The sequence below is a fragment of the Streptomyces sp. NPDC052101 genome, assembly GCF_040680235.1.
Classification (GTDB): Bacteria; Actinomycetota; Actinomycetes; order Streptomycetales; family Streptomycetaceae; genus Streptomyces.
In genome coordinates, this window is the sequence record NZ_JBFAWH010000006.1 from 286,599 (window position 1) to 313,450 (window position 26,852).

The 26,852-nt window shown below is 73.2% G+C and carries 28 protein-coding genes; 16 read left to right on the forward strand and 12 right to left on the reverse strand.

The window, feature by feature from the left end; all coding sequences use genetic code 11:
- Positions 1–51 precede the first annotated feature (51 nt).
- The gene (gene dhaL, locus AB0L75_RS14690; RefSeq protein ID WP_365180524.1) at positions 52–651 is read left to right on the forward strand and encodes a dihydroxyacetone kinase subunit DhaL; all 600 of its coding nucleotides are present in this window, start codon (positions 52–54) and stop codon (positions 649–651) included.
- 2 nt (positions 652–653) lie between these two features.
- Positions 654–1,064 (forward strand): PTS fructose transporter subunit IIA, encoded by a 411-nt coding sequence (locus AB0L75_RS14695; RefSeq protein WP_365180526.1) that lies wholly within the window; start codon positions 654–656, stop codon positions 1,062–1,064.
- A gap of 22 nt (positions 1,065–1,086) precedes the next feature.
- Here AB0L75_RS14695 and AB0L75_RS14700 read toward each other — a convergent pair whose 3' ends face one another.
- A complete protein-coding gene (locus tag AB0L75_RS14700) occupies positions 1,087–1,785 on the reverse strand; it encodes a glycoside hydrolase family 75 protein (RefSeq protein ID WP_365180528.1) in 699 nt (232 codons plus the stop codon).
- 460 nt (positions 1,786–2,245) lie between these two features.
- Between AB0L75_RS14700 and AB0L75_RS14705 the strand changes: the two genes are divergently transcribed.
- Positions 2,246–3,217, forward strand: a complete 972-nt coding sequence (locus AB0L75_RS14705; RefSeq protein WP_365180531.1) for a fibronectin type III domain-containing protein — start codon at positions 2,246–2,248, stop codon at positions 3,215–3,217.
- A gap of 200 nt (positions 3,218–3,417) precedes the next feature.
- On the forward strand, positions 3,418–4,038 hold the full coding sequence (locus AB0L75_RS14710; protein WP_365180534.1) for a hypothetical protein: 621 nt from the start codon (positions 3,418–3,420) through the stop codon (positions 4,036–4,038).
- Positions 4,039–4,059: 21 nt separating this feature from the next.
- Here AB0L75_RS14710 and AB0L75_RS14715 read toward each other — a convergent pair whose 3' ends face one another.
- Together AB0L75_RS14715 and AB0L75_RS14720 are read right to left on the reverse strand one after the other, a co-directional pair.
- Entirely contained in the window at positions 4,060–4,605 is a 546-nt protein-coding gene (locus tag AB0L75_RS14715) for a PadR family transcriptional regulator (protein WP_365180537.1), read from the reverse strand.
- 31 nt (positions 4,606–4,636) lie between these two features.
- Entirely contained in the window at positions 4,637–6,652 is a 2,016-nt protein-coding gene (locus AB0L75_RS14720) for an NADPH-dependent 2,4-dienoyl-CoA reductase (RefSeq protein ID WP_365180539.1), read from the reverse strand.
- 158 nt (positions 6,653–6,810) lie between these two features.
- On the opposite strand from AB0L75_RS14720, the gene AB0L75_RS14725 reads away from it, so the two are divergent.
- Entirely contained in the window at positions 6,811–7,224 is a 414-nt protein-coding gene (locus AB0L75_RS14725) for a tautomerase family protein (RefSeq protein WP_365180542.1), read from the forward strand.
- A gap of 12 nt (positions 7,225–7,236) precedes the next feature.
- Here the strand turns inward: AB0L75_RS14725 and AB0L75_RS14730 are convergent, their stop codons facing one another.
- Together AB0L75_RS14730 and AB0L75_RS14735 are read right to left on the reverse strand one after the other, a co-directional pair.
- Positions 7,237–7,608: a hypothetical protein gene (locus AB0L75_RS14730; protein ID WP_365180545.1), complete on the reverse strand. Its 372-nt coding sequence runs from the start codon at positions 7,606–7,608 to the stop codon at positions 7,237–7,239.
- A 125-nt stretch (positions 7,609–7,733) separates the two neighbouring features.
- Positions 7,734–8,615: a hypothetical protein gene (locus AB0L75_RS14735; protein WP_365180548.1), complete on the reverse strand. Its 882-nt coding sequence runs from the start codon at positions 8,613–8,615 to the stop codon at positions 7,734–7,736.
- Positions 8,616–8,922: 307 nt separating this feature from the next.
- Between AB0L75_RS14735 and AB0L75_RS14740 the strand changes: the two genes are divergently transcribed.
- Positions 8,923–11,001 carry a SpoIIE family protein phosphatase gene (locus AB0L75_RS14740; RefSeq protein WP_365180551.1) on the forward strand — a complete coding sequence of 693 codons (2,079 nt, stop codon included), beginning with the start codon at positions 8,923–8,925 and terminating at the stop codon, positions 10,999–11,001.
- 3 nt (positions 11,002–11,004) lie between these two features.
- Here the strand turns inward: AB0L75_RS14740 and AB0L75_RS14745 are convergent, their stop codons facing one another.
- Positions 11,005–11,790 carry a putative protein N(5)-glutamine methyltransferase gene (locus tag AB0L75_RS14745; protein ID WP_365180554.1) on the reverse strand — a complete coding sequence of 262 codons (786 nt, stop codon included), beginning with the start codon at positions 11,788–11,790 and terminating at the stop codon, positions 11,005–11,007.
- A 343-nt stretch (positions 11,791–12,133) separates the two neighbouring features.
- Here AB0L75_RS14745 and AB0L75_RS14750 point away from each other — a divergent pair, with 343 nt between their 5' ends.
- The 3 genes from AB0L75_RS14750 to AB0L75_RS14760 are packed head-to-tail and all read left to right on the forward strand — an operon-like array spanning position 12,134 to position 16,176.
- Positions 12,134–13,639 carry a hypothetical protein gene (locus tag AB0L75_RS14750; protein WP_365180557.1) on the forward strand — a complete coding sequence of 502 codons (1,506 nt, stop codon included), beginning with the start codon at positions 12,134–12,136 and terminating at the stop codon, positions 13,637–13,639.
- 45 nt (positions 13,640–13,684) lie between these two features.
- Positions 13,685–14,938, forward strand: a complete 1,254-nt coding sequence (locus AB0L75_RS14755; protein ID WP_365180560.1) for an AAA family ATPase — start codon at positions 13,685–13,687, stop codon at positions 14,936–14,938.
- The gene (locus AB0L75_RS14760) at positions 14,935–16,176 is read left to right on the forward strand and encodes a VWA-like domain-containing protein (protein ID WP_365180562.1); all 1,242 of its coding nucleotides are present in this window, start codon (positions 14,935–14,937) and stop codon (positions 16,174–16,176) included. The genes AB0L75_RS14755 and AB0L75_RS14760 overlap by 4 nt, the downstream gene beginning before the upstream one ends.
- Before the next feature lie 90 nt (positions 16,177–16,266).
- Here AB0L75_RS14760 and AB0L75_RS14765 read toward each other — a convergent pair whose 3' ends face one another.
- On the reverse strand, positions 16,267–17,352 hold the full coding sequence (locus tag AB0L75_RS14765) for a hypothetical protein (protein WP_365180565.1): 1,086 nt from the start codon (positions 17,350–17,352) through the stop codon (positions 16,267–16,269).
- Between the two features lie 124 nt (positions 17,353–17,476).
- On the opposite strand from AB0L75_RS14765, the gene AB0L75_RS14770 reads away from it, so the two are divergent.
- Positions 17,477–17,875, forward strand: a complete 399-nt coding sequence (locus tag AB0L75_RS14770; protein ID WP_365180643.1) for a MarR family winged helix-turn-helix transcriptional regulator — start codon at positions 17,477–17,479, stop codon at positions 17,873–17,875.
- 45 nt (positions 17,876–17,920) lie between these two features.
- Here AB0L75_RS14770 and AB0L75_RS14775 read toward each other — a convergent pair whose 3' ends face one another.
- Both AB0L75_RS14775 and AB0L75_RS14780 read right to left on the reverse strand, forming a co-directional pair.
- Positions 17,921–18,682, reverse strand: a complete 762-nt coding sequence (locus AB0L75_RS14775) for a GNAT family N-acetyltransferase (RefSeq protein WP_365180568.1) — start codon at positions 18,680–18,682, stop codon at positions 17,921–17,923.
- Entirely contained in the window at positions 18,679–19,602 is a 924-nt protein-coding gene (locus AB0L75_RS14780) for an NADP-dependent oxidoreductase (RefSeq protein ID WP_365180571.1), read from the reverse strand. Before AB0L75_RS14780 ends, AB0L75_RS14775 begins: the two co-directional genes overlap by 4 nt.
- A gap of 192 nt (positions 19,603–19,794) precedes the next feature.
- On the opposite strand from AB0L75_RS14780, the gene AB0L75_RS14785 reads away from it, so the two are divergent.
- The 5 genes from AB0L75_RS14785 (at position 19,795) to AB0L75_RS14805 (ending at position 24,018) form a co-directional block, all read left to right on the forward strand.
- A complete protein-coding gene (locus tag AB0L75_RS14785; RefSeq protein WP_365180573.1) occupies positions 19,795–20,400 on the forward strand; it encodes a sulfite oxidase-like oxidoreductase in 606 nt (201 codons plus the stop codon).
- 118 nt (positions 20,401–20,518) lie between these two features.
- The gene (locus tag AB0L75_RS14790) at positions 20,519–21,238 is read left to right on the forward strand and encodes a ferredoxin reductase (RefSeq protein WP_365180646.1); all 720 of its coding nucleotides are present in this window, start codon (positions 20,519–20,521) and stop codon (positions 21,236–21,238) included.
- Between the two features lie 219 nt (positions 21,239–21,457).
- Positions 21,458–22,042, forward strand: coding sequence for a hypothetical protein (locus tag AB0L75_RS14795; RefSeq protein WP_365180576.1), 585 nt, complete (start codon positions 21,458–21,460; stop codon positions 22,040–22,042).
- A gap of 100 nt (positions 22,043–22,142) precedes the next feature.
- Positions 22,143–23,108 (forward strand): acetylxylan esterase, encoded by a 966-nt coding sequence (locus AB0L75_RS14800; protein WP_365180579.1) that lies wholly within the window; start codon positions 22,143–22,145, stop codon positions 23,106–23,108.
- 166 nt (positions 23,109–23,274) lie between these two features.
- Entirely contained in the window at positions 23,275–24,018 is a 744-nt protein-coding gene (locus tag AB0L75_RS14805; protein ID WP_365180582.1) for a GntR family transcriptional regulator, read from the forward strand.
- Here AB0L75_RS14805 and AB0L75_RS14810 read toward each other — a convergent pair.
- On the reverse strand, positions 23,988–24,740 hold the full coding sequence (locus AB0L75_RS14810; protein ID WP_365180584.1) for a class I SAM-dependent methyltransferase: 753 nt from the start codon (positions 24,738–24,740) through the stop codon (positions 23,988–23,990). The genes AB0L75_RS14805 and AB0L75_RS14810 overlap by 31 nt on opposite strands.
- Positions 24,741–24,744: 4 nt before the next feature.
- Entirely contained in the window at positions 24,745–25,308 is a 564-nt protein-coding gene (locus AB0L75_RS14815; RefSeq protein ID WP_365180587.1) for a PadR family transcriptional regulator, read from the reverse strand.
- A gap of 72 nt (positions 25,309–25,380) precedes the next feature.
- Here AB0L75_RS14815 and AB0L75_RS14820 point away from each other — a divergent pair, with 72 nt between their 5' ends.
- The gene (locus AB0L75_RS14820) at positions 25,381–25,779 is read left to right on the forward strand and encodes a nuclear transport factor 2 family protein (RefSeq protein ID WP_365180590.1); all 399 of its coding nucleotides are present in this window, start codon (positions 25,381–25,383) and stop codon (positions 25,777–25,779) included.
- A gap of 63 nt (positions 25,780–25,842) precedes the next feature.
- Here the strand turns inward: AB0L75_RS14820 and AB0L75_RS14825 are convergent, their stop codons facing one another.
- Positions 25,843–26,748 carry a hypothetical protein gene (locus AB0L75_RS14825; RefSeq protein WP_365180593.1) on the reverse strand — a complete coding sequence of 302 codons (906 nt, stop codon included), beginning with the start codon at positions 26,746–26,748 and terminating at the stop codon, positions 25,843–25,845.
- Positions 26,749–26,852: the final 104 nt, after the last annotated feature.

Below are 26,852 nucleotides of genomic sequence, written 5' to 3' on the forward strand. Positions count from 1 at the left end.
ACCAACACCCGCAGCACGCCGGTCAACACCCCTACCACGCAAGGAGATCCAGTGCTCGACGCCGAATTCTTCCGCCGTTGGATGGCGGCGACGGCCGTGTCCGTCGACCGCGAGGCGGAGCGGCTCACCGCCCTCGACTCGGCCATCGGCGACGCCGATCACGGCAGCAATCTGCAGCGCGGCTTCCGGGCCGTGGCGACCGCCCTGGAGAAGGAGGCACCGGACACCCCGGGCGCCGTGCTGACCCTCGCCGGGCGGCAGCTCATCTCGACGGTCGGCGGCGCGTCGGGGCCGCTGTACGGCACGCTGCTGCGCCGGACCGGCAAGGCGCTCGGCGAGGCCGCCGAGGTCAGCACGGAGCAGCTGGCCGGGGCACTGCGGGAGGGCGTGGACGGGGTGATGAAGCTCGGCGGGGCGGCGCCCGGCGACAAGACCATGATCGACGCCCTGGTGCCGGCCGTGGACGCGCTCGGCGACGGCTTCGCCGCCGCGCGGGTCGCCGCCGAGGAGGGCGCGGAGGCCACCACGCCGCTGCAGGCCCGCAAGGGCCGGGCGAGTTATCTCGGCGAGCGCAGCATCGGCCACCAGGACCCGGGCGCGACCTCGTCGGCGCTGCTGATCGCCGCCCTGGCCGAAGCGGCGGAGGACTGACGGTGAGTCACGAGAGGCCGGTCGGGATCGTGTTGGTGTCGCACAGCGCGGAGGTGGCCGCCTCGGTCGCCGAGCTGGCGAAGGGCCTGGCGGGCGGGGCCGCGGCGGTGCCCGTGGCCGCGGCGGGCGGCACCGAGGGCGGGGGGCTCGGCACCAGCGCCGAGCTGATCTGTGCGGCGGCGGCCTCGGTGGACCGGGGCGCCGGTGTCGCGGTCCTCACCGATCTCGGCAGTGCCGTGCTCACCGTGAAGGCGCTGATCGCCGAGGGCGACGAACTGCCGGACGGCACACGGCTGGTGGACGCGCCGTTCGTCGAGGGTGCGGTGGCCGCGGTGGTCACCGCCGCCGCCGGGGCCGACCTGGACGCGGTGGAGGCCGCGGCGGTGGAGGCGTACGGCTACCGCAAGGTGTGACGCGGCCGCGGGGCCCGGCCGGTCACTTGTCGGCGACGAACTGCCCGGCCAGCCGCTCCCCTTCGGCGACCGCCGCCGGGTGGTCCTCGATGGGATCCACGTGGGAGTCCTTGAAGACGATGTAGGTGACATCGGAGGGCGCCCCGCCGGCGCTCGGGTCGGTCGGGATGCCGAGGCCCTTGGCGGTGGCGTAGGAGGCCTCGCCGATGAGGTCGCCCGGCCCGATGTCGCCGACGACGGCGTACTGCACCCGGTCCCGGTAGACGACGGCGACCACGGAACCGCCGCGCACGCCGTCCTTGTCGGGGTTCCAGATGCCGCTCGGGGCCGGGACGACGATGTAGGGCAGGGTCTCGGCGTTCAGATAGCGGCCGTCGGACTGCTGGTAGGCGGTCGTCGCGGAGAACTGCGGGTCGGTGCGGCTGTTGCAGTGTTCGGTGGGCTGTCCGTCGCAGTCGACGTCCAGGTCGGCCTTCCAGAAGACGGCGTCCTTGGTGCCGCAGACGGGCACGTTCGCGGGGCTGCCGTCGTCGGGGCGGTACCGGCCCTGGGAGATCTCGTTGCACTCGCCCGTCCGGGCCAGCAGGTCGGCGGCGGCTACGGCTCCTTCGCTGCCGGTCGCGAGACGGTCCCCGGGCGGGGCGGCGGCCGCGACGGTCAGCGCGGCCGGGGCGAGCAGGGTGGCGCCGGCCGCGGCCAGCGTCAGGGACGGGACACGCACGATGACGGACCCTCTCGTCGAGGACAGGACGGACGTCCGGCCCCTACGGGGCGGGCATCCCGCCCACTGTGGTGCTCGCCGGCGCCGTCGGCCGTCCGGACCGCTCCGAAGGGGCCGGATGGAGCACGCTTCTGACACCCCGTTGAGGGACAACGGCTGCAGAAGGAGTAGCCGGAGTCACAGGGGTCTCAGCGACAACAGGGGCCGGGGATCCGGTCCGAAGCCGGTCCGGATCCCCCGGCCGCCCGCGTCGGCGCGGGATCGGCGACGACAGCGTGTCCGCGCCACAGGCATGAACTGCCATGTCCCCTAGGGCAGTTCAGCCGTAGGGAGCCTCAGCATACGTAACTTCCCGAGATGGTCACCAGCACGGGCCTCTTGCCGGACCCGCACCCCTCGCGCCATATTGGTCCGGACCTTTACGTGATGCCCATGCCGCCGTCCCCGGGGAGGCAGAGCCGTGCGACGCGTTCCGTGGCCGCTCGCCCTGGTCTGCGGGGCCCTGCTGCTGGTCGCGTCCTGCGGCTGGAGTCAGGCCGAGGGCGACGAGGGGCGGGCGCCCGGCGCGCCGACCGGCGTGACCGCGCAGGCGGGCAGCGCCACGAGCGTGCACGTGATGTGGAACGCGGTGCCGGACAGCCCCGGCATCCGCCGCTACGAGGTATATAGCGGCACCACGAAGGTCGAGGCAGTGCCGGGTTCGCAGCACATGGTGGACGTCACCAGGCTCAGGCCGTCCACCCTGTATGCCTTCACCGTGCGGGCCCAGGACACGGGCGGCCGGCTCGGCCCGCCGAGCCGTCCGGTGCGGGCGCGCACACCGGCCAGGGTGGCGGCGGACCGCTCGGCACCGACCCGGCCGTCGAAGCCCGCCGGGCGGGCCGTCGGCAGCCGGGAGGTCCAGCTGTCCTGGGGCGCGTCCCGGGACGACCGGGGTGTGGTGTCGTACGACGTGTACCAGGGAGGGGTGAAGATCCACAGCGTCGGAGGGGACCAGACCGCGACCGTGGTCACCGGGCTGCGCCCCGGCACCGGGTACGTCTTCACGGTGCGGGCCCGCGACGCCGCCGACAACCTCTCCCCCGCGAGCGCCCCGGTCCGCCTCACCACCCCGGGCACCGACGACGGCCGGAGCACCGCGCCCACCGGATTCACCGCGCGGACCCACCGGGCCGACGGGGCGTACTACGTCGACCTGGCCTGGGACCCGCCACGGGTGGACGGGGTGATCACCGAGTACCAGATCCGGCTCGACGGCGCCTCGGCCACCTCACTGGTGTGGGGCGGCACACCCCCGCGCGGCCGGGCGAGCTATGGCTTCTACGTCGGCCGGACCGCGGGAGAGGAACACCGGCTGCGGCTGCGGGCCCGGCTGCCCGACGGCACCTGGGGCGGCTGGTCGGCGGAGCGGACGGTGACCACGGGGGGCTGACGGGCGCATCCCCGCAGCGGGCCGCCTGTCCCCCGTGCCCCCACCTGTGCCGGACGAAGGAAAACGTCACCTGGCCGGGCGACTTCCGGGTGCGGGCGCGTCCGGAGCCGCGTTGGCTGCTGCCCAGGCAGCACGGACGCTTCCCGACTCCTGGCGGCGCATGGGACGTACCGCCGACCGTGCCGCCGGAAGGCCGGCCCATGCACACCTCGCGACCTCTCGTCCGCTGCGGTCTGACCCTGGCGGGCGCCGCGGCGCTCCCGGCCGCCCTCGCCGGGCCGTCCGCCGCGGCCTCGGGCGTCTCCGTCACCGCGAACGGGTCCACCGTCTCGGTGGTGACCACCGCGTGCACCCAGATCAACGGCAGCTGGGGCAACGCGGCCCTGCTCACCAGCCGGCAGGCGAACTTCGCCCAGGGCCGGCAGTCGGCGCTGGCGGGCACGTCCGTCAGCCAGTCCGCGGGCTGGACCGGGGTGAGCCCGGGGATGTACACGGTGGTCGTGGTCTGTTCCAGCGGCGGCACGGCGGGCACCCAGTCGGTGATCGTCGCGTCGTCCTCGGCGTCGACGGCCTCGACGAAGCCCTCGACGGCGCCCTCGTCGTCGGCCTCGGCGTCCTCGGCGAACAGACCGGCGACGAGATCCCCGGCGTCCCCGGCGGGTTCCTCGCCGGCGCCCTCGCGTGGCGTGCTGGGCGGCCTGGGCGGTGCCGCGCGCGACTACGGGCCGCTGACGCTGGGCATCGGCGCTGCCCTGGTGAGCACCGGAGTGCTCGCCACGGGCTGGTATCTGCGCCGCCGCGCGAAGCCGTACCGGCTCTGAGCGGCCGTACGGAAGCGGGGCTCAGTCGGCGTCGGGCAGTGCGGTGAACTCCGCCAGGGCGTGGGTGAGCCACTGCGTCCAGAAGGTCTCCAGGTCGATGCCGGCCCGCAGCACCAGGTGGCGCAGCCGGTCCTCGGGGGCGTCCCGGTCCGGCGGGAAGTCGCGCTGCTCGATCTCCTGGTACTCGGCCAACTGCCGCCGGTGTAGCTCCAGATGGCGCCGCAGATCCGCCTCCAGGCCCGCCGTGCCGACCACCGCCGCGGCCCGCAGCCGCAGCAGGAGCACATCCCGCTGGGGCTTCGGGTCCTGCGCGGCGGAGGTCCAGCGGGCCAGTTCGGCGCGGCCCGCGGGCAGGACGTCGTAGCTCTTCTTCTGCCCGCGGGCCGGCTGTTCGGACGGCAGCGTGCGGATGAAACCCTCGGCCTCCAGCTTCCCCAGCTCGCGATAGATCTGCTGGTGCGTCGCGGACCAGAAATAGCCGATCGACTTGTCGAAGCGGCGGGTCAGTTCCAGTCCCGACGACGGCTTTTCCAGCAGGGCGGTGAGGATCGCGTGCGGGAGTGACATGGGCTCATCCTAGGGAGGTGGGTCAGGCGCCCTACAGCGCCGCCGCCAGCTCCGTGCCCTGCTTGATGGCCCGCTTGGCGTCCAGTTCGGCCGCGATGTCCGCGCCGCCGATCAGATGGACGCTGCGCCCGGCCGCGGCCAGCTCCTCGTACAGGTCGCGGCGCGGCTCCTGGCCGGTGCACAGGACCACCGTGTCGACCTCCAGGACCGTGCTCTCCTCGCCGACGGTGATGTGCAGGCCGGCGTCGTCGATCCGGTCGTAGCGGACGCCCGGCACCATGGTCACGCCACGGTGCTTCAGCTCGGTGCGGTGGATCCAGCCGGTGGTCTTGCCGAGGCCCGCGCCGACCTTGGTGGTCTTGCGCTGGAGCAGGTGGACCTGGCGCGGCGGCGTGGGCCGCTGCGGCGCGGCGAGGCCGCCCGGCGCCTGGTAGTCCATGTCGACGCCCCAGGCGCGGAAGTACGTCCGCGGGTCCTCGCTCGCCTTGTCGCCTCCGTCGGTGAGGAACTCGGCGACGTCGAAGCCGATGCCGCCGGCGCCGAGGACGGCGACCCGGTCGCCGACGGGGGCGCGGCCCTGGAGCACGTCGAGGTAGCCGAGGACGCGGGGGTGGTCGATGCCGGGGATGTCCGGCGTGCGCGGGGTGACGCCGGTGGCGACGACGACCTCGTCGTAGTCGGCGACGGTCTCGGCGGTGGCCCAGGTGTCGAGGCGTACGTCGACGCCGTGTGCGTCGAGCTGGTGGCGGAAGTAGCGCAGCGTCTCGTCGAACTCCTGCTTGCCGGGGACCTTGCGGGCCACGTTGAGCTGGCCGCCGATCTCGCTCGCGGCGTCGAACAGCGTGACCTCGTGGCCGCGTTCGGCGGCGGAGACCGCGCAGGCGAGGCCGGCGGGGCCGGCGCCGACGACGGCGACGCGCTTCTTCAGCCGGGTCGGCGCGAGCACCAGCTCGGTCTCGTGGCAGGCGCGCGGGTTGACCAGGCAGGAGGTGATCTGGCCGCTGAAGGTGTGGTCGAGGCAGGCCTGGTTGCAGCCGATGCAGGTGTTGATGGCCTCGGGGGTGCCGGCGGCGGCCTTGGCGACGAAGTCGGGGTCGGCGAGCATCGGGCGGGCCATGGAGACCATGTCGGCGTGGCCGCCGGCCAGCAACTCCTCGGCGAGTTCGGGGGTGTTGATGCGGTTGGTGGTCACCAGCGGCACGGACACCTCGCCCATGAGCTTCTTCGTGACCCAGGTGTAGGCACCGCGCGGCACGGAGGTGGCGATGGTGGGGATGCGGGCCTCGTGCCAGCCGATGCCGGTGTTGATGATGGTCGCCCCGGCGGCCTCGACCGCCTTGCCGAGGGTGACGACCTCCTCCAGCGAGGAGCCGCCCGGGACCAGGTCGAGCATGGAGAGGCGGTAGATGACGATGAAGTCCTCACCGACGGCCTCGCGTACCCGCTTGACGATCTCGACGGGGAAGCGCATCCGGTTCGCGTAGGCGCCGCCCCAGCGGTCGGTGCGCTGGTTGGTCTGGCGCGCGATGAACTCGTTGATGAGGTAGCCCTCGGAGCCCATGATCTCCACGCCGTCGTAGCCGGCCTGCCGGGCGAGGCGGGCGGCGCGGGCGTAGTCGTCGATGGTCCGCTCGATGTCGGCGTCGCTCATCTCGCGCGGCACGAAGGGGCTGATCGGCGCCTGCAGCGGGCTCGGCGCGACCAGGTCCCGGTGGTAGGCGTACCGCCCGAAGTGCAGGATCTGCATCGCGATGCGGCCGCCCTCGCGGTGCACGGCGTCGGTGACGGCCCGGTGCTGCTCGGCCTCGGCCTCGGTGGTGAGCTTGGCGCCGCCGTCGTACGGCCGGCCCTCCTCGTTGGGCGCGATGCCGCCGGTGACGATGAGGCCCACCCCGCCGCGGGCGCGGGCCGCGTAGAACGCCGCCATCCGCTCGAAGCCGCGCTCGGCCTCCTCCAGTCCGACGTGCATGGAACCCATGAGCACGCGGTTGGGCAGCGTGGTGAAGCCCAGGTCGAGCGGGGTCATCAGGTGCGGGTAACGGCTCATCGGGCCCTCCGTGCGCGGTGTCGTGCCTCTTGTTGTAGAGGACACCCGGCCCTTTGTGCAACTAGTTGCATAAACACTGGGGGTGACACCAACCACTCTGTACCTACTAGTATGTACACCAGCAACGGATCCAGCCCGCCCCGAAAGGACGCCTCACCATGCCCTTCGTCCGGATAGACGCGCTCGGTACCGACCCCGCCCGCCTCGACGCGCTCGGCCAGGCCGTCCACGACGCCCTGATCGAGACGCTCGGTGTCCCGCCCGACGACCGCTTCCAGGTGCTGACCGGCCACGACGGCGTCACCAGCACCCTGCGCTACGACGACCACCTGGGCCTGCGCAAGGACGACTCGGTGGTGTTCGTGGCCGTCACCATGCGCTCCGGGCGCTCCCCGGAGCAGAAGCGCGCGCTGTACCGGCGGATCGCCGAGCTGGTGCACGAGCGCACCGGCGCCGAGCCGCGCAACGTCGTCGTCACCGTCACCGAGAACTCGCTCGTCGACTGGTCCTTCGGTGACGGCGAGGCGCAGTACGCCCCGGCCGGTGAGGAGCCGGCCGGGGCACTGCCGTAGGGCGGGAGAGGGTCAGCGGCTCTGCAGCAGCAGATGGAGGTCCCTCTCCTGGTCGCCGGAGGCCGTGCAGGTCTCCTCGACGGTGAACATCGCGTCCAGGGTGTGCCGGAACCGGTCCACGGCCCAGTAGCCGCCCTGGATGTCCGCCTGGACGGACGCGTCGAGATGGACCGGCAGGCAGCCCGGCCCCCGGGCGTCCGCGACGTCGTACGTGCCGAGCCACACCATGGGCCGGATCTCGTGGAGCTGCTGAGGGATCTCGTCCGGGCCCCGGTCGGACGCGAAGCAGCTGCTCAGCGCGTCGAAGACGAGGCGGGCGTCTTCCTTGGAACCGCTGATCTCCACCGTGACGGTTTCCGGATGCGACCGCTCCGTGCGTGCCATTGATCGCTCCTTTCGTGCCGCGCCGCGGTGGAGGGGTGGTACCCAGCCGAACCGCGTTCACCCCCAGGAAAGCACCACCGGCCGTCCGCCACACCCCCAGCCGCCCCTGTCGACCCCGGCCGGGCTCAGCCCCGGGAGAACTTGTACGTCTTGCTGTCGGTCAGGATGCAGAAGCCGGGCGACATCACGATCACGCGCAGGACGCCGGTGCGGCGGTCGTAGTCGATGCCCTCCACCTCGAAGGTGCCGGAGCAGGAGCTGCGCAGCGGCAGCTGGCGCAGGGCCGTGACGTGGCCGGTGACGTCGCCGGAGCCGTTCGGCGCGGCCGACAGGTCGATCTGGAGCAGCGGCTTGGTCATGCCGAAGAGGCTGCCGTCCGGGTCGTCGGAGGCGCACAGCAGGGTCGTGGGGCCGGAGAAGTCGCAGCCCTGGATGTCACGGACGGCGTGGTCCAGGTCGACCGCGGAGGCCTGCGGGAGGTTCGCCGAGGGCGAGGTGGAGGGGTTGACGCCGGGGGTCGGGAAGACCAGCAGACGGTTCATCGTGCCCCATTCGCCCGAGAGCATCCACTGGCCGTCGGGCGAGATCGCGTCCCAGGAGTTGTTCAGGGCCTCGCCCGGGCTCAGCGTGTGGACGTACTCCGACCAGGTGCCGTCGGGCGCCTGCACGCGGTACATCTTCGAGTTGCCGGAGTCCTGCTGGTAGGGCTCGATGTAGTAGCCGTTGTACGAGGCGTCGGGGTCGCCGACGTGGTTCCAGCCGCGGGTGTAGACGCTGAAGGGGATGGTGCCGATACCGGTGTACCGGTTGGGGCTGTTCGCCGGGACCTCGACGGAGGTCAGCCCCTGGCTCTCGGTCAGCGGGTCGGCGCGGTCCGAGCCGGTCTCGGTCCAGTTGTCGGCCGCGGAGGCGGGCGCGGGCGCGGCGAGGGACACGACGGCGGCGGTGGCGAGGGTGGCGAGTCCGGCGAGGACTGCGTGACAACGTTGCCGGGCGGACGCGGGCATGGCCGACTCCTCGGACAGGGGGTGGGGCACTCGGTCGGCGGACAGTCTGGCGTGGCGCGATAGTCATGTACAGACCAATACGGCAACATGAGCGTGAACACTCCCGGTCCGCCGCAGGGGCGTGCAGGATGTCCGGGAAGGGAGGCCGGCCCCGGCGTACGGGTCTCGGCGGACGTGCACCGCTGTGGTGAGAGATGGTGGAGGTAACCGGCGACGGCGCCGGAGAGTCGGGTGTGAGCACGGTGGATCAAGGGGAGTCGGCACGGGGGACGACGTGCCGTGCGAACGGGCGAAGGCGGTACATGGCATGAGTGCAGCCGAGGCTCCGGTACCGGAGGGCGGCGAGACCGTACGCGGTCCGGTGCGGCCCGGCGGTCTGCTCGACGTGCTGGGCGTGGCGTCGGTGGTGCTGGACACCGACGGCCGGATCATGCTGTGGAGCCCGCAGGCGGAGGAGCTGTTCGGGTACAGCGCCCGGGAGGCACTCGGCCAGTACGCCGCCCGGCTCATGGTCCACGAGCGGCACCTGGAGCTGGTCGGCAAGCTCTTCGCCGATGTGATGCGCACCGGGCAGAGCTGGGCGGGCGGCTTCCCGATCCGGCACAAGGACGGCAGCACCCGTCTGGTGGAGTTCCGCAACATGCGGCTGCTGGACGGCCGCGGTGAGGTGTACGCGCTCGGCCTCGCCGCCGACCAGTCGACCGTACGGCGGCTGGAGCAGGACGTGGCGCTGTCCGAGCGGATGGTGAAGCAGTCGCCGATCGGCTACGCCGTCCTCGACACCCAGCTGCGGTACGTCTCGGTCAACCCGGCCCTGGAGAAGATCAACGGGGTGCCGGCCGCCGAGCACATGGGGCGGACGCTGCGCGAGGTGCTCCCCATGCTGAACTCCGAGCCCGTGGAGGCCGACGCCCGGCGGGTGCTGGAGACCGGCGTGCCGGTGATCGACAACATGCTGGTCGGCCGTACCCCCGCCGACCCGGACGAGGACCACACCTGGGCGCACTCGCTGTACCGGCTCGACGACGCCACCGGCAATGTGCTCGGCGTCGCGGTCTCGGTCGTCGACATCACCGAGCAGCACCGGGCCTCCCTGGAGGCGGAGGCCGCCCGGCGCCGGCTCGCGGTCATCGCCGACGCCTCCACCCGGATCGGCACGACGCTCGAACTGGACCGCACCGCCTGTGAGTTGGCGGATGTTGCCGTACCGGAACTCGCCGATGTCGCCGCGGTGGACCTGCTGGACTCGGTGGTGGAGGGCCGGCCCAGCACGCTCGGCCCGTCGGAGGCGGCGGTGATCCGGGCCCTCGCGGTGCGCCCCGAGGACGGCTCGGACGCCGTACTGGCCGCCGACCCGCCCGGCCGGATCGCCCGGTACGAGCCCGACCGGCTGGTCACCGAGTGCGTGCGCTCGGGCGAGGCGGTGCTGGTGCCACAGGTGAAGGACGAGGACCTGCCGCGCATCGCCCGCTCCGCCGAGGCGGCCGAACTGCTGGGCCGGGCGGGACTGCACTCGTATCTGGCGGTGCCGCTGATCGCGCGCGGTGAGGTGCTCGGCGCCCTGGACCTCAAACGGACCCGCAATCCGGAGCCGTTCGGCGAGGACGACGTCGTGCTCGCCCGGGAGCTGGCCGCCCGCGCGGCCGTGCAGATCGACAACGCGCGCTGGTACCAGAACGCCCGTAACACCGCCCTCACGCTGCAGCGCAGTCTGCTGCCCAGCCGTCCGCCGGTCACGACCGGTCTGGAGGTGGCCTCCCGCTACCAGCCCGCCGGGGCCACCAGCGAGGTCGGCGGCGACTGGTTCGACGTCATTCCGCTGGAGGGCGGCAAGACCGCGCTCGTCGTGGGCGATGTGATGGGCAGCGGGATCAGCGCGGCTGCGACCATGGGCCGGCTGCGCACCGCGACGACCACGCTGGCCGCCCTCGACCTGGACCCGGCGTTGCTGCTGGAACACCTGGACAAGACGACCTCGGCCCTGGACCACTCCATCGCGACCTGCGTGTACGCCGTCCACGATCCGCATCTGCGGCAGTGCCGGATCGCCAACGCCGGCCATCTGCCGCCGGCCCGGGTCCGCCCGGGCCGGCCGCCGGAACTGCTCGACCTGCCGACCGGGGTGCCGCTCGGCGTGGGCGGGGTCGCGTTCTCCACCGTCACCGTCGACTTCGAGCCGGGCGACGAGCTGGTGTTCTACACCGACGGGCTGGTGGAGACCCGCTGCCACTCCCTGGACGAGCGCCTGGACTTCCTTCTGTCCCTGCTCGACGACCCCGCCCGCCCCCTGGAGGAGATCTGCGACCTCCTTCTGCTGACCCTGCACCACCCCGACAACCACGACGACGTGGCCCTGCTCATCGCCCGGGCGCAGGAACTGGCCTGACGGTCACGGCCGTACGCCGACCACCACATGCGCGGACAGCTCCCGCGACACCGCCGGACAGGTCGCGAGGCCCGCGTCGGCGAAGGCCCGTACGGCGGCCGGCACCTGGCTCTCGCTGGTCTCGGTCAGCAGGCAGCCGCCCGGCGCCAGCCACTCGGCCGCTCCTGCGGCCACCCGGCGCAGCACGTCCAGGCCGTCCGCGCCGCCGTCCAGGGCAACGCGCGGTTCGTGGTCGCGGGCCTCCGCGGGCAGCAGGGGCAGATCGGCCGTGGGCACGTAGGGCACGTTGGCGGTGAGGATGCCGACGCGGCCGCGCAGGGCGGCGGGCAGCGCGTCGTAGAGATCGCCCTCGTGCGCCCGGCCGCCGTAGGGGGCGAGGTTGCGCCCGGCACACCGTACGGCGGCGGGGTCGATGTCGGCGGCGTGCACCTCGGCGCCGTCCAGGGCGGCGGCGAGGGCCGCACCGAGCGCTCCGGAGCCGCAGCACAGGTCCACGACCACGGTCGCGTGCGGCGCCCGGGCCAGCGCCTGGTCGACCAGGAACTCGGTACGGCGGCGGGGGACGAAGACCCCCGGTTCCACCACGACGCGCAGTCCGTGGAACCGGGCCCAGCCGAGGACCTGTTCGAGCGGCAGCCCGGCGACGCGCCGCTCCACCATCGAGGCCAGCTCCTGCTCGGTGCGAGCGGTGGCGAGGATCAACTCCGCCTCGTCCTCGGCGAAGACGCACCCGGCGGCGCGCAGCGCGGAGACGACGGCGGAAGGGGAAGGGGAAGAAGGTGAGTGCATGAAGGGCAAGAGCCTTTCGGGAGCGCGATGCTTCTGGGGCGCTCCCGCGGTCACCGCTGCCGGTGCACCGCGCCGTCCTGAGGGGAGAGCACCCCGGCTGACACAGCGGTGATGGGTCCCACCTCCTCGGCGATCAGGGCCGCTACCGTCCACGACCGGACGGCTACCATACCCCAACGATCACGAGCCCTTCGCCGTCCGCGGCCGAGGACGATCGGCCCTCGGCCGCGCGGAGTTGCCGGAAAACCGTGTGACGCGCCGGGGTACGCCCGGCTACCATCGCCGCGATGACGACTCACGCCTCTCAGAGATTGGGGGACCCGTCCGCGCAAGGTGAGCGCTGATGCTCCCTTCCACCGCGCACGGGGATTCCCGGCTTTCCCTGTGGCTGCGCGTACGGACGTACGCCGTGCCACCGTCCATGATCGAGCGGGCCACCGCCCGCCGTACGGCCGGCGACTGGGCGGGGGCCTGCGCCGCCGCCCGGATCGACGTCGACCTCGATCTCCGCTCCGTCGCCCGCGCCCACGGCCGGGAGATCGCCGCCCGGCTCCGCACCGACCTCCGCGCTCTCGCCCCCGACCTGCTGCGCTGGCACATGCCGAGGATCGCGCCCGACGGGCTGCTGCGCCCCGGCCTGACCCTCACCCTGGTCCGGTACGAGCGGCCCGGCCGGGCCGGCCCCCTGCATCTGGTGGCCCGTACGCCGCCCGCCTGGGCGGACGCCGGCCAGCGGATCAGCCTCGCCCTGTGGGATCCGGCCCAGGCCCCGGGCGGCCGGCATCCGCATCCTCGCCCGCACCGCCGTTTCCGGCTCGACCTGCACCGGCATCTGTGGGACGCGGGCCGGGCCGGGGAGCTTCGGGCGCGTGCGGGCGCGGACGGGCCCGCGCCACCGGACCACGATCCCCTGGGACTCGCGCCGCCCGGCCTCGGCTGTGCCGTCGCCCGGTGGGCGGCCGAGGCCGGCATCCTGCTGCACGCCGAGGGCCGGCCCGGCGCGCCCTTCGCCGTACGGATCGGCGGCCGTCGCCGGCTGGTTCTGGCGCTGGGCGCGGGCGACGGTGCGGCCCCGGATGGCAACGGCACGGCCCCGGATACAGCCTGGTGCCGGCGCGACCCGGCCGGCGGCGCGCCGGGTCCGGCCCGGTTCGGGCACGGTGGCCACGCGTGCGACCTCGGGGACGGCGGGGGTGCGCCGGGCCTTCGGGTCGTCACCGAGCCGCCGCCGGGTGGCCTGCCCGCCGTTCCGGTGCTGCCCGACGCCGCGACCTGGATCCCGCCCGACCTGGAGCTGCTCCACGCCGGCCTGCTCACCCCGGACCGGCTGCATCCGCTGGTCGCGGCCGCGCTGGCACCCGGTCACCGGACCGAGGGTCCCGGCCAGGACGCCGACCCGGTGGCGCGGGCGCGGCTCGTGGAGTGCCGGGGCGCCCAGCACCGGCTCGGTCTGGTCGACGGCGTCCTGGTGGCGCTGGACCACGATCCGGACGAGATCCGGCGAGAGGAGCTGCTGTTCGCGCTGGGCGGGCCGCCGCTGCCCTGTCTGCGGATCATCGACGAAGCGCACCGGCGGCCGGACTGCCTCACCGGTGTGCGGGAACGGCTGGACCACGGTGACACGGACGGCGCGCTGGCCGTGGTCGAGGGGCTGCTGGGTCCCGGCGCGGTGCTGCGCGAGGGGCCGCTGCGGGACAAACTGGCGGCGGCCGCCGAGCGACGCATCGCCTACGGGCTGTACCGGGCCGGCCTGACCGGCTCCGGCGACGTCTCCACCACCCGCGGCACCCGCACCGGCCGAGGCCGCCACCCCACCCGCCGGCAGTCCCGCACCGTCACGTTCTTCTGAACCTCCTTTCCTTCCACCCGACTTCACACCACAGGTGATTCCCTCATGACTTCTCGCGCTGCCGCGACCCTGCCGGCGAATCGGCCGGACACCTCCCGACTCCGCGTCGCCGACGCCCTGTTGACCCTGCTCGGCGACACGACCACCGAGCCGCGCCCCGACATCCAGCTGGAGGCGCTGACGCTGGCCGTGGCCGCCGATCTCCCGGTGCTGCTCTGGGGTGAGCCCGGCATCGGCAAGACGGCGGCGCTGACCCAGCTCGCCACCTCCCTCGACCTGCCGCTCACCACCGTGATCGCGAGCGTCCACGAGCCGTCCGACTTCTCCGGCCTGCCCGTCGTGGGCGACGATCCGGCGGTGCAGGGCGTCCCGATGGCCCCGCCGGACTGGGCGGTGCGGCTCGTGCGGGCCGGGCGGGGGCTGCTGTTCCTGGACGAGCTGTCCACCGCTCCGCCGGCGGTGCAGGCGGCCCTGCTGCGGCTCGTGCTGGAGCGGCGGATCGGCGCCCTGCGGCTGCCGCCGGGGGTGCGGATCGTGGCCGCGGCCAACCCGCGCTCCTCGGCGGCCGACGGCTGGGAGCTGAGCCCGCCGCTGGCCAACCGGTTCGTGCATCTGCAGTGGGTACACGACCACGACGTCGTCGTACGGGGTCTCGGCGGGACCTGGCCGCGGGCGGCCCTGCCGGTGCTCGACCCGGAGCTGCTGCCGGAGGCCGTGGCCTTCGCGCGGCGCGCGGTGTGCGAGTTCCTCGTCGCGCGGCCGGGGCTCGTCCACCGGCTGCCCAGCGGGGAGAGCCGCCGGGGCGGCGCCTGGCCGTCGCCGCGCAGCTGGGAGGCGACGCTGCGACTGATCGCCTTCGCGACCGCCGCCCGCTCCTCCCGGGACGTGCTGTCGCTGCTGGTGCGGGGCACCGTGGGAGACGGCCCCGGGCTGGAGCTGCTGGCCAGCCTGGACCGGATGGACCTGCCCGACCCCGAGACGCTGCTCGCCGACCCGGCGGGTGCCGAACTGCCCGAGCGCGGAGATCTGCGGCAGGCCGTGCTGGACGGTGTGGTGGCCGCGGTCCGGGGGCGTCCGGAGCGCGGCCGCTGGGACGCCGCCTGGGCGTTGCTGGTGCGGGCGATGGAGACGGGGGCGCCGGACGTGGTGGTCGTCCCGGCGACCACGCTGGCCTCCCTGCGCCGGGAGGACTGGCAGGTGCCGGCGGCGATCGAGCGGCTCGCCGGGGTGGTGTCGGTGTCCCGGAGAGCCGACGACGCCGCCCGCGCGGCCGCGCGGACCGCCGGAGCCCGCCGATGACGGCGGACCCGCCCGGCACGCTGGACCTCGGCAAGCTCTTCGCGGCACGGCTGCACGCGGCGCGCGTCCGGCCGTATCTGGCGACGGCGCTGTTCGCGCTGCGGCCCGTGGAATCGCGGGAAGTGCCGACGATGGGGGTCGACCGGTACTGGCGGTGCTATGTGTCGCCGGCGTTCGTGGACCGCACTCCGGTGGCGGAACTGGCCGCGGTGTGGGTGCACGAGGTGGCACACCTGCTGCGCGACCATCACGGGCGCGGCGACCGGTACGCCCGCGAGCACCGGCTGACCGGTCCCGCGGAACGGCTGCGGATGAACATCGCGGCGGACTGCGAGATCAACGACGACGTGTACGGCGACGGGCTGGTGCGGCCCGAGGACGCTGTGACACCGGAGAGGTTGGGGCTGCGCGCGGGCGAGCTGATGGAGGACTACCTGGGGCAGTTCCGGCTCGGGTCGCACCTGGCACGGCTGGCGTGGCTGGACTGCGGCAGCGGCGCCGACGGGCTGGACCGCGGGTGGGAGCTGGGGCCGGACGGCGCGCACGGGCTCAGCGAGCAGGAGCGGGACGCGGTGCGGTTCCGGGTGGCGCAGGGCATCAGGGGCCGTCCGGGCAGCGCCCCGGCGGGCTGGCGGCGCTGGGCGGAGGAGGTGTTCCATCCGCCGCAGCCGTGGCGCCAGTTGCTGGGCTCGGCGCTGCGCTCGGCGGTCTCCGCTCCGGGTGCGGGCGAGGACTACCACTACGGCCGCCCGGCGCGGCGTTCGGCCGGGCTGCCCCGGGTCGTGCTGCCGAGTCTGCGGCGCAGGCCGCCTCGGGTGTGCGTGGTCGTCGACACCTCGGGGTCGGTCAGTGACGCCGAACTGGGCAGCGCGCTGGTGGAGGTGGCCGCGATCTGCCGGGCCGTGGGCGGCCGGCGGGACCTGGTCTCCGTGCTGTCCTGCGATGCCGCGGCCCAGACCGTGCAGCCGGTGTGCCGGACGGAGGGCATCGAGCTGATGGGCGGCGGCGGGACGGATCTGCGCACCGGGTTCGCGCGGGCGCTGCGGACGCGGCCCGACGTGGTGGTGGTCCTGACCGACGGGCAGACGCCGTGGCCCGAGGCGCGGCCCGCGTGCCGGACGGTGGTGGGGCTGTTCCCGCGGACCGGCGGCTCGTACGACGAGGACGATCCCGGTTACCGGCCGGACGTGCCGCCGGCGTGGGCGCGGGTGGTGGCGATCGGGTCGGCGACGGGGTGACAGGGTGACGGGATGAAAGGCCGGCAGGGAGCCCCCGCCCGTCGCCGGGCGCGCTCCCTGTCCCTGTCCCTGGTCCTGTCCGGCATCGGCTCAGACGCCGACCGTCTCCTCCACTTCCTCCTCGATCTCTTCCTCGGCCTGCTTCTCGGCCGACCGCGCGGGGGCCGGCACGGAGGCCGTCTCGGGCGCGCTCTCGCCGTGGCCGGCCGCGTGCCGGGCGTGCCGGGGCCGCTCGTACAGGGCGGCGACGGCGGTGATCAGCAGGCCCATGACCAGCCAGATCACGAGGGTCCAGACGTTGTGCGCGAGACCGTCGTCGCCGAAGTACAGCAGGCTGCGGATGCCCTCGACGAATCCGGCGCCGTTCCAGAAGGCGTGCAGGGTGCCGAAGAAGCCGTTCTGCAGCTCGGGGCGGAACAGCCCGCCGGAGCTGGTGAAGTTGAGCATCACGAACAGCACCATCATGGTGAGCGTGGTCCACCGCTTGAGGAAGGTGTGCAGGCCGACGCCGATGAAGAGGATGCCGGCCGAGTACAGCCAGGCCATGCCCCACACGCCCGCGAGGTCGTGGTGCGCGAGATGGAACACCGGTCCGGCGAGCAGCGCGCCGATGCCACTGACCACGGCGGAGACACCGAGCGCCAGCAGGGCCCGCACCCGCATGGCGAGCCCGGCGCCCGCGGCACCGAGGGCGGCGACCGAGGCGTAGGAGCCGATGCTGAGGGCGATCAGCAGGAAGAACAGGCCCTGCCCCGTGGGGTCGTCGGCGACCGGCGCGGCCACGTCGGTGACCTTCAGCGGCACGCCCTCCCGGGCGGCGACCGGCGTGAAGACCTTCTCGACGGCCGTCGCACCCATGTCGGACGCGGCGCTCGCCACCAGCAGCTCGGGCGCCTTGGCGCTCGGCACGTAGGCGCCGGTCACATCCCGGGACTTCAGCAGGTCGACGGCCTCGTCTCGGGTGGCGACGGTGCGGACGTCGAGCTTGTCCCCGGCGGTGTCCTTCACCGTCTGGGCGAACACCTTCGCCTGCGGGGCGGTGCCGACGACGGCGACGGGCAGGTGGTGCGGCTCGGGGGTGACGAAGGCCCCCATGTACGCGAGCCCCATGCCTACGCACATCAGCAGCGGGGTGATCAGGTGCGTGAGCGCATGGCGCAGTGCCGGTGACCTCATCTCGGGCGACCTCCAATAGTTGGCTTATACAACTTCAAGCTCAAGTTGTACTATACAACTAGAACGCCTGAGGAGGTATTCCGTGACCAGAGCGGAGTCGGCCGTCGAGACGATCCAGCGCGAGATGACGATCTTCGCCCGCCGGGCCCGCGCCTCGGCGGGGCGGATGCATCCCGAGCTGTCGCTGGTGTCGTACACCCTGCTCGGTCATCTGGAGGAGCAGGGCGGCTGCCGGGCGACGGACCTGGCGGCGCACTACGCGCTCGACAAGTCCACGGTCAGCCGCCAGGTGGCCGCGCTGGAGCGGGCCGACCTGATCGAGCGCCGCCTGGACCCGGAGGACCACCGGGTCCAGGTGCTGCATCTGACGGACGCCGGCCGGGCGATCCTCGACCAGGTCACCCGCAGCCGCCGGGCCGCGTTCCGCGAGCGGCTCACGGACTGGCCGGAGGAGGACCTGGTGCGCTTCGCGGCTTATCTGGAGCGGTACAACGCAGGTCCGGGCGAGACCGGGTCCGACTGACCCGCCGGTCCCGAGGACACCGGGCCACGAGTGCGCACCCGACGGTCACGGCGCCGGTACCGCGGCCCGGTCGACAACCGGCCGCTGCGGGGCACGGGCCGCGAGGAACGCCGTACGGCGGCGCAACCGGAAGCCCAAGTGCTCGTAGAGCCGGATCGCGCCCACGTTCTGCGCGCCGGTATGCAGAAACGGCGTCTCACCACGCTCCCGAATGCCGTGCGCGACCGCGAGAATCAGCCGGGTGGCGAGGCCCTCACCGCGAACGGCCGGGTCGGTGCAGACCGCACTGATCTCTGTCCAGCCCGGCGGGTGCAGCCGCTCCCCCGCCATGGCGATCAGCGCGCCGGCGCGGCGGATCCCGAGGTAGGTGCCGAGTTCGATGGTGCGCGGCTCGAAGGGGCCGGGCCGGGTGCGGGCCACGAGGTCGAGCATCTCGGGGACGTCCGCCGGGCCGAGGCGGACCGCCTCCGCGTCCGGCGCGGCGGCCAGGCCGTCGTCCACGAACTGCACGCCCTCCACCCGGAAGGTGATCTCCCAGCCGTCCGGCACCTCGCCCCGGTAGCCCGGCAGCGGGATCTCCGCGCCGGGACCGGCCAGCGCGGCCAGGTCCGCCCAGTCCCGCGCGTCCGGTTCATCGGGCAGCGCCAGCCACGGCGACACGTCGACGGGATAGCGGAGCACCCGGCCGCGCCGCTCGGCGAAGTGGGCGTGCGGGCCGGTCAGCGCGGCGCGAGCGGGGTTGTCGAGGACGTGCGGGGCGTCGGCGGGGGTCCGCTCCTCGGCGCCCGAGCCGGTTATGAGACTCACGCGCCCACCTCGATCACGATCTTCCCGAGGGTGTGCCCGTCCTCCACGGCACGCAGCGCCGCGCCGGCCTCCTGAAGCGGGAAGACGCGGGTGACATGCGGCTTCAGCGCGCCGCGCGCGGCGAGGTCGGCCACCGCCGCCATGACGGCGGCGGTGCGGACCCGCTGGACGGGAGCGCCGCCCAGCGCGGCCACGGCATCCGGCGGGGAGCCCGCGGTGACCAGCTTGCCGCGGTCCTTCAGCAGTTCGGCGGCCTCGCCGAGCACCGGGCCGCCCACCAGGTCGTACACCCCGTCGATCCCGTCGTGAGCGACGGCCCGCACCCGCTCGGCCAGCTCGGGCCCGGACGACACGTGCACGGCACCCAGGGACTCCACGAAGTCCTTCTTGCCCTCGCTCGCCACACCCACGACCCGCAGTCCGAGGGCGCGGGCGATCTGCGCGGCCGCGCTGCCGACCCCGCCGCCCGCGCCCGTGACCAGCAGGGTCGCACCCCCCGGCAGGTCGAGCTGGCGGACACCGTCGTACGCGGTGGCGGCGGCGACCGGGAGGACGGCGGCGTCCCGGAAGGACAACGCGGCCGGCTTGCGGGCACTCACTCCGGCGGCCAGCAGGGCGTACTCGGCGTAGCCGCCCTGGACGGTGCTGCCGAACACCTCGTCACCGACGGCGAAGCCGGAGACCCCCGCGCCGACCTCCTCCACGACGCCGGCGGCCTCGCTGCCGAAGACCGCGGGAAAGGCGCCCTCGCTCGCGGCAGGGCGGAGGAAGCCCTGGCGCAGCTTCCAGTCGACGGGATTGACGCCTGCCGCGCGGACCGCGATCAGGATCTCGCCGGGGCCGGGCCGCGGGCGGTCCAGGTCGATCAGCGCCTCGGTCTCCGGTCCTCCGTGCCGCGTGTAGACATACGCCTTGGGCATGCTCGTTCCTCGCTTCTCTCGCGCTGCCACCGGTGTACCGGTGCCGGCATCGAGCGCCAAGGAGAAGCGCCGGAGAGCTATTCCCCTGGCCTGAAAGAGTTCATACGGCCGCAATCATCCGGGCGCCAGCCGGGCGCCATCCGGGCGATGACCAGGGACGGAGCACCCGGAGCGACAGCGTACGGTTGAAGGATGAACGTTACGCGAGGCTTCACAGGCCGCCCGCGCGTCCACAACCCCGGGCTGCCGCCAGGGCAGTACGACGCGGGCACGGACTGGCCCGTCCTGTCCGCCGAGGTCACCCCCGACCTCGCGCCGGCCGACTGGTCCTTCCACATCGACGGTCTGGTCGAACAGCCGCACACCTGGGACTGGGACGGGGCGCACGCGCTGGAGGCGTCGGCGTACGACGGCGACATCCACTGTGTGACCGGCTGGTCGAAGTTCGGCGTGCGGTTCGGCGGGGTCTCGCTGGACGCGTTCTTCCATGTGGTGCGGCCCCATGTGTCCGCCACCCATGTGATCGCCGCCTCCCACACCGGCTACACCACCAACCTGCCGCTCGCCGACCTCACCGGCGGGCGGGCCTGGATCGTCTGGGAGTGCGACGGAAAGCCGCTGCCGTCCGAGCACGGCGGACCGGCGCGGCTGCTGGTGCCTCATCTGTACTTCTGGAAGAGCGCCAAGTGGATCGCGGGCCTCACCCTCCTCGACCACGACGAGCCGGGCTTCTGGGAGCGCAACGGCTACCACGGGCGGGGCAACCCGTGGGAGGAGCAGCGGTACTCCGGTGACTGACGCGGCGACTGATTCGGTGACGGACTCGGTGAGGGACCCGGTGACGACGAACGACACGGCGACGGCGCACCCGATCGCCCCGGCCACCGGCTCCGGCGTTCCCGCGCCGCGGTTCGCGGTGCCCGGGCGCATCGCGGTGGGCGAGCAGGTGGCGGCGGCGTGGCAGACGGCCACGCTGACGGAGATCCGGCGCGAGACACCGCACGCGGCCACCTTCCGGCTGGCGGTGCCCGAGTGGGCGGGGCATCTGCCCGGCCAGCACCTGATGCTGCGGCTGACCGCGGCGGACGGCTACGTGGCGCAGCGCCACTACTCGATCGCGTCGGCGCCGGACGGCTCCGGGCACATCGAGCTGACCCTGGACCAGGTGCCGGACGGCGAGGTCTCCGGCTGGTTCCACACCGTCGCCCGCCCCGGTGACACGGTCGAGGTGCGCGGACCGCTCAGCGGCTTCTTCGCCTGGCCGGGCGACCGGCCCGCGCTGCTGCTCGGCGCCGGCTCCGGGATCGTCCCGCTGATGTCGATGGTGCGGCACCACCGCGGGCGCGGCCTCACGGTGCCGCTGCGCATGCTGGTGTCGGCGCGCAGTCCCGAGGAGCTGATCTACGCGTCGGAGCTGGGCACGGAGACGACGGCCGTGTTCACCCGGAGCGCCCCAGAGGGTGTGCCGGTGGGACGTATGGCCGCCGCACATGTGGCGCCACTCCTGGCCGAGCAGCCTCCTGGTGGATGGGAGGCCTATGTGTGCGGGTCCAACGGGTTTGCCGAGCATGCGTCCCGGCTGCTGGTCGCATCGGGCCAGCCGGTGGACCGGATCCGTATCGAGCGCTTCGGCTGACCCTGGGGTCGCACGCCGGGGTCGGTCGCGTGATCGTGGGGCGCGTGGCGCGTTCCCGCGCTCCAGGTGGGCTTGAACTCGCGGTTCGTGATGTGGGCGAGGTGCTCCGTACGGGGTACGAGACGTATGTGGACGCTCGTGTGCGTGAGCGGCGGGGGGTGACGGGCCGGATGCACCGGCTCGTCGGCTCTCCGACTCCGACGGTGCGAGGAGGCGGACATGCGTACCCGGGTGCGTGGCTGGCGCTGGCGGCGCAATCCGCTACGGCGCCGCTCGGATGTCCTGGAGGCATGGACGGTGCTGATCGCCGCCGTCCTGCTGTTCGTTGTCGCGCCCCTGGTCGGCGTGGCCGTCGGCCTGCGCGTCCATGAACACGCCCGGACCGTCGCGGCCGCGCAGCGGGCGGAGCGGCATCAGGTGCGCGCGCTGGTGATCGGCGACCGGCTCGGGTCGCTGTCCACCGTGGAGAGCGGCCGCGAGCATCCGTACCGCGCCGAGGTCCGCTGGACCGAGCCCGGCAAGGGGACCCGTACGGCGTCGGCCCGGGTGCCGGCGGGGGCCCGCGCCGGAGACACGGTCGCCGTGTGGTTCGACGCCCGCGGCCGCAGTGTCCCACCACCGCCGAGCAGCGCCGCGCTCCTGCAGCACGCGGTGACCGTCGGGGTGTGCGCGGCGGGCGGCACGGCGGCCGTCGTACTCCTCGGACACGCCGTCGAGCGCCGGATCGCGCTGCGGCACCGGCTCGCGGAGTGGGAACGGGAATGGGAGCGGACCGGACCGAGGTGGAACCAGCCGCAGGCGTGAGGGCGACCCGCCACCAAGAGACAGCAAACGCTTACTAGCCAGTCCTCAGTCCCCCACGTACGGTGAGCTGTCGCTGCTTCTTTCACAAAGGCGGTTCTCGATGGCCCTGTTCGACCTCCCCCTGGACGAGCTGCGCACCCACCGGAGCGACTCCACCGAGCCCGAGGACTTCGACGCCTTCTGGAACAAGACCCTGCAGCAGGCACGCGCTTACCAGCTGGACGCGCGCTTCGAGCCGGTGGACACCGGGTTGTCCACGGTCCAGGTGTACGACGTGACGTTCGCCGGGTTCGGCGGCCACCCGGTCAAGGGCTGGCTGCTGCTGCCGGCCGGTGCGTCCGAACCCCTGCCGCTGATCGTGGAGTTCGTCGGCTACGGCGGTGGGCGCGGGCTGCCGCACGAGCATCTGCTGTGGGCGTCGACCGGGCGGGCGCACTTCGTCATGGACACCCGGGGCCAGGGCAGCGCCTGGGGCGGCGGCGGCACGGCGGACCCGGTGGGCGCGGCACCGGCGTACCCCGGATTCATGACGCGGGGCATCGACGCGCCCGAGAACTACTACTACCGCCGGGTGTTCACGGACGCCGTGCGCGCCGTCGAGGCGGCCCGTTCGCACCCGCTGACCGACGCGGCGCGGACCGTGGCGCTCGGCGCGAGCCAGGGCGGCGGCATCGCGCTGGCCGTCGGCGGTCTGGTTCCCGACCTGGTCGCGGTGGCCCCGGACGTGCCGTTCCTGTGCGACTTCCCGCGCGCCACCACCCTGACGGACCGTCACCCGTACCGCGAGATCGGTCTGTTCCTGAAGACGCACCGCGGCCGCTCGGCCCAGGTGCGGCGCACGCTGTCGTACTTCGACGGGGTGCACTTCGCGGTGCGGGGACGGGCGCCCGCGCTGTTCTCGGCGGGACTGGAGGACCAGACCTGCCCGCCGTCGACGGTGTTCGCGGCATTCAACGCCTGGCCGCACGAGGACAAGGCGATCGAGGTCTACGACTTCAACGACCACGAGGGCGGCGGCCCCTTCCACGAGGCGGAGCAGGTGCGCTGGCTGCGGTCGTACGCCTGAGGCAGCGGGGGCTGCCTGCACAGCCCCCGGGGCAGCGGAAACGTGCGGGTGGGCGGGTTTCGGCCGAACCGGCAGGGCACTCTTCCCTCGTGGTTTAGACCAATGCTAATTGTGGTCGCGCAATGAGCCCGCACGGCTACGTCTTGTCACAACAGGAGGGCGCGGCATGGCCCGCACCACCCCGCATGAACCCGAATCGAGCGACGACCGGCCCCTGTACGGACGGATCGCGGCGCTGCTGCTCGACGAACTGCGCGACGGCACCATACCGCCGGGCGAACGGCTTCCGGGGGAACGGCACTTGGCCGCCTACTTCCAGGTCAGCCGGGAGACCGTCCGGCAGGCGCTGGAGGTGCTGCGGCGCAGCGGTCTGGTCGCCACCGACCGGCGGGGCAGCCATGCCACACTGCCCGCCCTGCCGGTCGAGGCCCAGGGGACTCCGGCCTTCCCGCTGGGCGTCCGCTCGGCGGACCCGGCCGCGATCGACCAGGCCACCGTGACCTGGGAGGCGCCGCCGCCGGAGCACGCCCAGGCGCTGGGCCTCGCGCCGCTCCGGCCGACGCTGGTGCACCGCTACCGGTCGGCCACGCCGGACGGCCGGTCGCTGCGGACGGCGGTGACGTCGTTCTCGGCGGTGGCGCTCGCCGAGGTCGCGGAGCTGGCCCGGTACCGGGGCCGGGCCGACGGCGCCACCCCCGCGCAGCTGCGCCGGGCCTACGACTGGATGCGCAAGGCCGGTCTGTCCCTGCACCACCGCGACTCCATCAGCCAGGTGGACGGCGCCTCCTCGGTACGGGTGACCCGGCGCGTGCACGACCAGTACGCCCGGCCGCTGGAGATCACCGATCTGGTGGTGGACGCCGAACGGGACACCCTCGTCTACGAGTTCACGCTGCCCGCCGCGGGCTGAGCCCGCCCGGCCACCACCAGCCGGGCCCGCGGGCTGCCGTCGCCGCGCCGGCCGAACTCGGGCAGGGCGCACAGGTCCACGGTGAACCCGGCGCGCTCCAACTCCCCCAGCACGCAGCCGAGTCGGAAGGCCCGGTAGTACATGACGAACGGCGGCCGCCACAGGGCGTTGCGCACCCGCATCACCGTGTCGAAACCGAGCAGCATCCAGAAACCGGCCTGCGTCGGACGGGGCGGGGCAAGCACCGGGAAGGCGAACCGGCCACCCGGCCGCAGGACGGAGTGGACCTGGGCGAACAGCCCCGGCAGTTCGTCCGGCAAGAAGTGACCGAACGCCCCGAAGGACACCACGAGATCGAAGGCGGAGCGGAACGGCAGGGCACGGGCGTCGCCGCGCACCCAGGCGACCCCGGGCCCGCCGGCCGGCCCCGCCCGGTGCCGGGCGACGTCGAGCATGCCCGCACTGAAGTCGACCCCGGTCAGGCTGCGACGGCACAGCCCGGCCAGTACCTCCGCACCCGCCCCCGTACCGCAGCACAGGTCGAGCCCGTCCTCGAACGGGCCGAACGGGGCGAGCGCCTTCGCGACGGACCGCAGCACCTCGTCGGGCGTCCGGAACGGCGTGTGGTCGAACTTCGGGGCGAGCAGGTCGTAGCCGTGCTCGACGGAGGACAGTGCCTGTACGGCGAGTTCGCGCAGGCTGGGGCCTTCGGGACCGAACATCTCCTCAGCCTAGGGCCACCCGCTCGGAAAGGACCGCGAGGGCCCGCTCGCACCAGCGCAGGTTCTCCTCCTCGAAGCCGATCCCGGCCATGAGGGTGAGGTAGGGGCCGACACGGTCGGCACCGCGCAGGTACTCGTCCTCGGTGCGGCCGTCCAGCAGGCGGCTCCGCACCCGCCGGTAGCGGTCCAGCTTTCCGCGTGCCCAGCCCATGCGCTCCTCGATCAGCGCGCGGGTGACCTCGGGGTCGCCGCCGTCCATCGCCTGGATCTTGATCAGGAGTTCGTCGCGGATGGCCGTGGGCCGTTTCGGGGGCGTGGCGGCGAACGCGCTCAGCTCGGTCCGGCCGGCCTCGGTGAGCGTGAACATCCGCTTGTTCGGCCGCCGTTCCTGCTGCACCGTCCGGGCCTGAACCAGACCGTCCTGCGCCAGGCGCTCCAGCTCCCGGTAGAGCTGCTGCGGGGTGGCGGGCCAGAAGTTCGCGAGCGAGACGTCGAACGTCTTCGACAGCTCGTAGCCCGAGGCCTCGCCCTCCAGCAGGGCGGCCAGGACGGCGTACTTGAGCGACATATGGACAGGCTAGCAGGTGTTGATTAATCTCATCCGCACCTATTCAATTAATTGACTATGCGAGGTGGTCCGATGCACGCGTTCCGCAGGGCGGTCGAGGCCGGGGACATCGACGCCGTCGAGGCGCTGCTGGCCGAGGACGTCGTCTTCACCAGCCCGGTCGTCTTCAAGCCGTATCCGGGCAAGGCGATCACCGCGGCGATCCTGCGTGCGGTCTCCGGGGTGTTCGAGGACTTCCGGTACGTCCGCGAGATCGGGGATGCGGCCGGCCCCGACCATGCGCTGGTCTTCACGGCCCGGGTGGGCGACCGGGAGCTGACCGGCTGCGACTTCCTGCACATGAACGAGGACGGCCTGATCGACGAGCTGACGGTCATGGTCCGCCCGCTGTCCGGCGCGCACGCCCTCGCCGAGGCCATGGGCGCGCGGTTCGACGACATCGTGAAGGAGGCGGAGGCACGGTCGGCGTGAGCGCGCCTGGGCCCCGCGGGCGTCACCGACGCGCCGGCCCGGCCCTGAAGCAACCGAGGCCCGTCACTTCTTCAGCTTCCCCAGTGTGGCCTTGGCATCCTTCTTGAGCCAGTCGTCCACCTCGCTGAGCGAGGGCGGGTTCTTGTCCTGGTCGTACGACGAGAAGTAGACGCTGTAGCTCATCGTGTACGTCACCCAGCCGTCGCGGACGGCCAGTGTCACGTAGCGGGATCCACTGCTGGAAGAGCCCTTGCTGGTGTCCTGGCTGACGAGGTAGGCCTCGTCGCCGATGCCGCTGACCGAGGAGACGTCGTAACCGCTGTGGCTGTCGGCGTAGTTCTTCCACATGGCCGTGAACTCGGGCCCCGGGTCGGTCTTCTTGTGCAGGTCGACCTGCATGGACAGATAGGCGTCGGCATACGAGGAGCCCGTCTTCTTCAGGTCCACATAGCAGTAACTCTCGTCCAGCGCCGCGTTCTTGAGGGAACTCTTGGTCGGTGAGGAGTCGCCCTCGGGGTACGCGGTCTTGAAGGAGGAGTAGTCGGCACTGGAGCACATGTCGGAGGGCGCCACATAGCCTCGCAGGTCCGCGCTGTCGCCCTTGCCGCCGATGAGGAAGACACCGCCCGCCCAGGCTGCGGAGGCGACCACCGCGCCGACCGCCGCCCACAGCACCGCCTTGCCGGCCCCGCCGCCCCCACCGGACGGCGGCACAGGCACCGCGGGACCGAACTGCGGTGCCTGTGCGTAGGGGTTCCCCGGCTGCGGCTGACCGAACTGGCCCTGCCCCGGTGCCGGCTGGGGAGCGGGCTGGCCCACCATCGTGGGCTGGGCGTAGAAGTTGCCCGGCGGCGGGGACTGCGGGTTCGGGTAGGGGTAGGCCGTCGGCTGCGGCGGGACGGCCGGCTGCTGCTGGGGCTGCGGAGCGGGCTGACCGGCAGGCTGTGGGGGCGGCGGTGGCGTGGACATGTCTTGAACATAGTCCATGGTTGACGGTCAAGTCCCTTGACGTCCGGGATCGTTACGGCCTGGGGACATCTGGTCCGATTCTCCGACATGACATGGCAACGGGG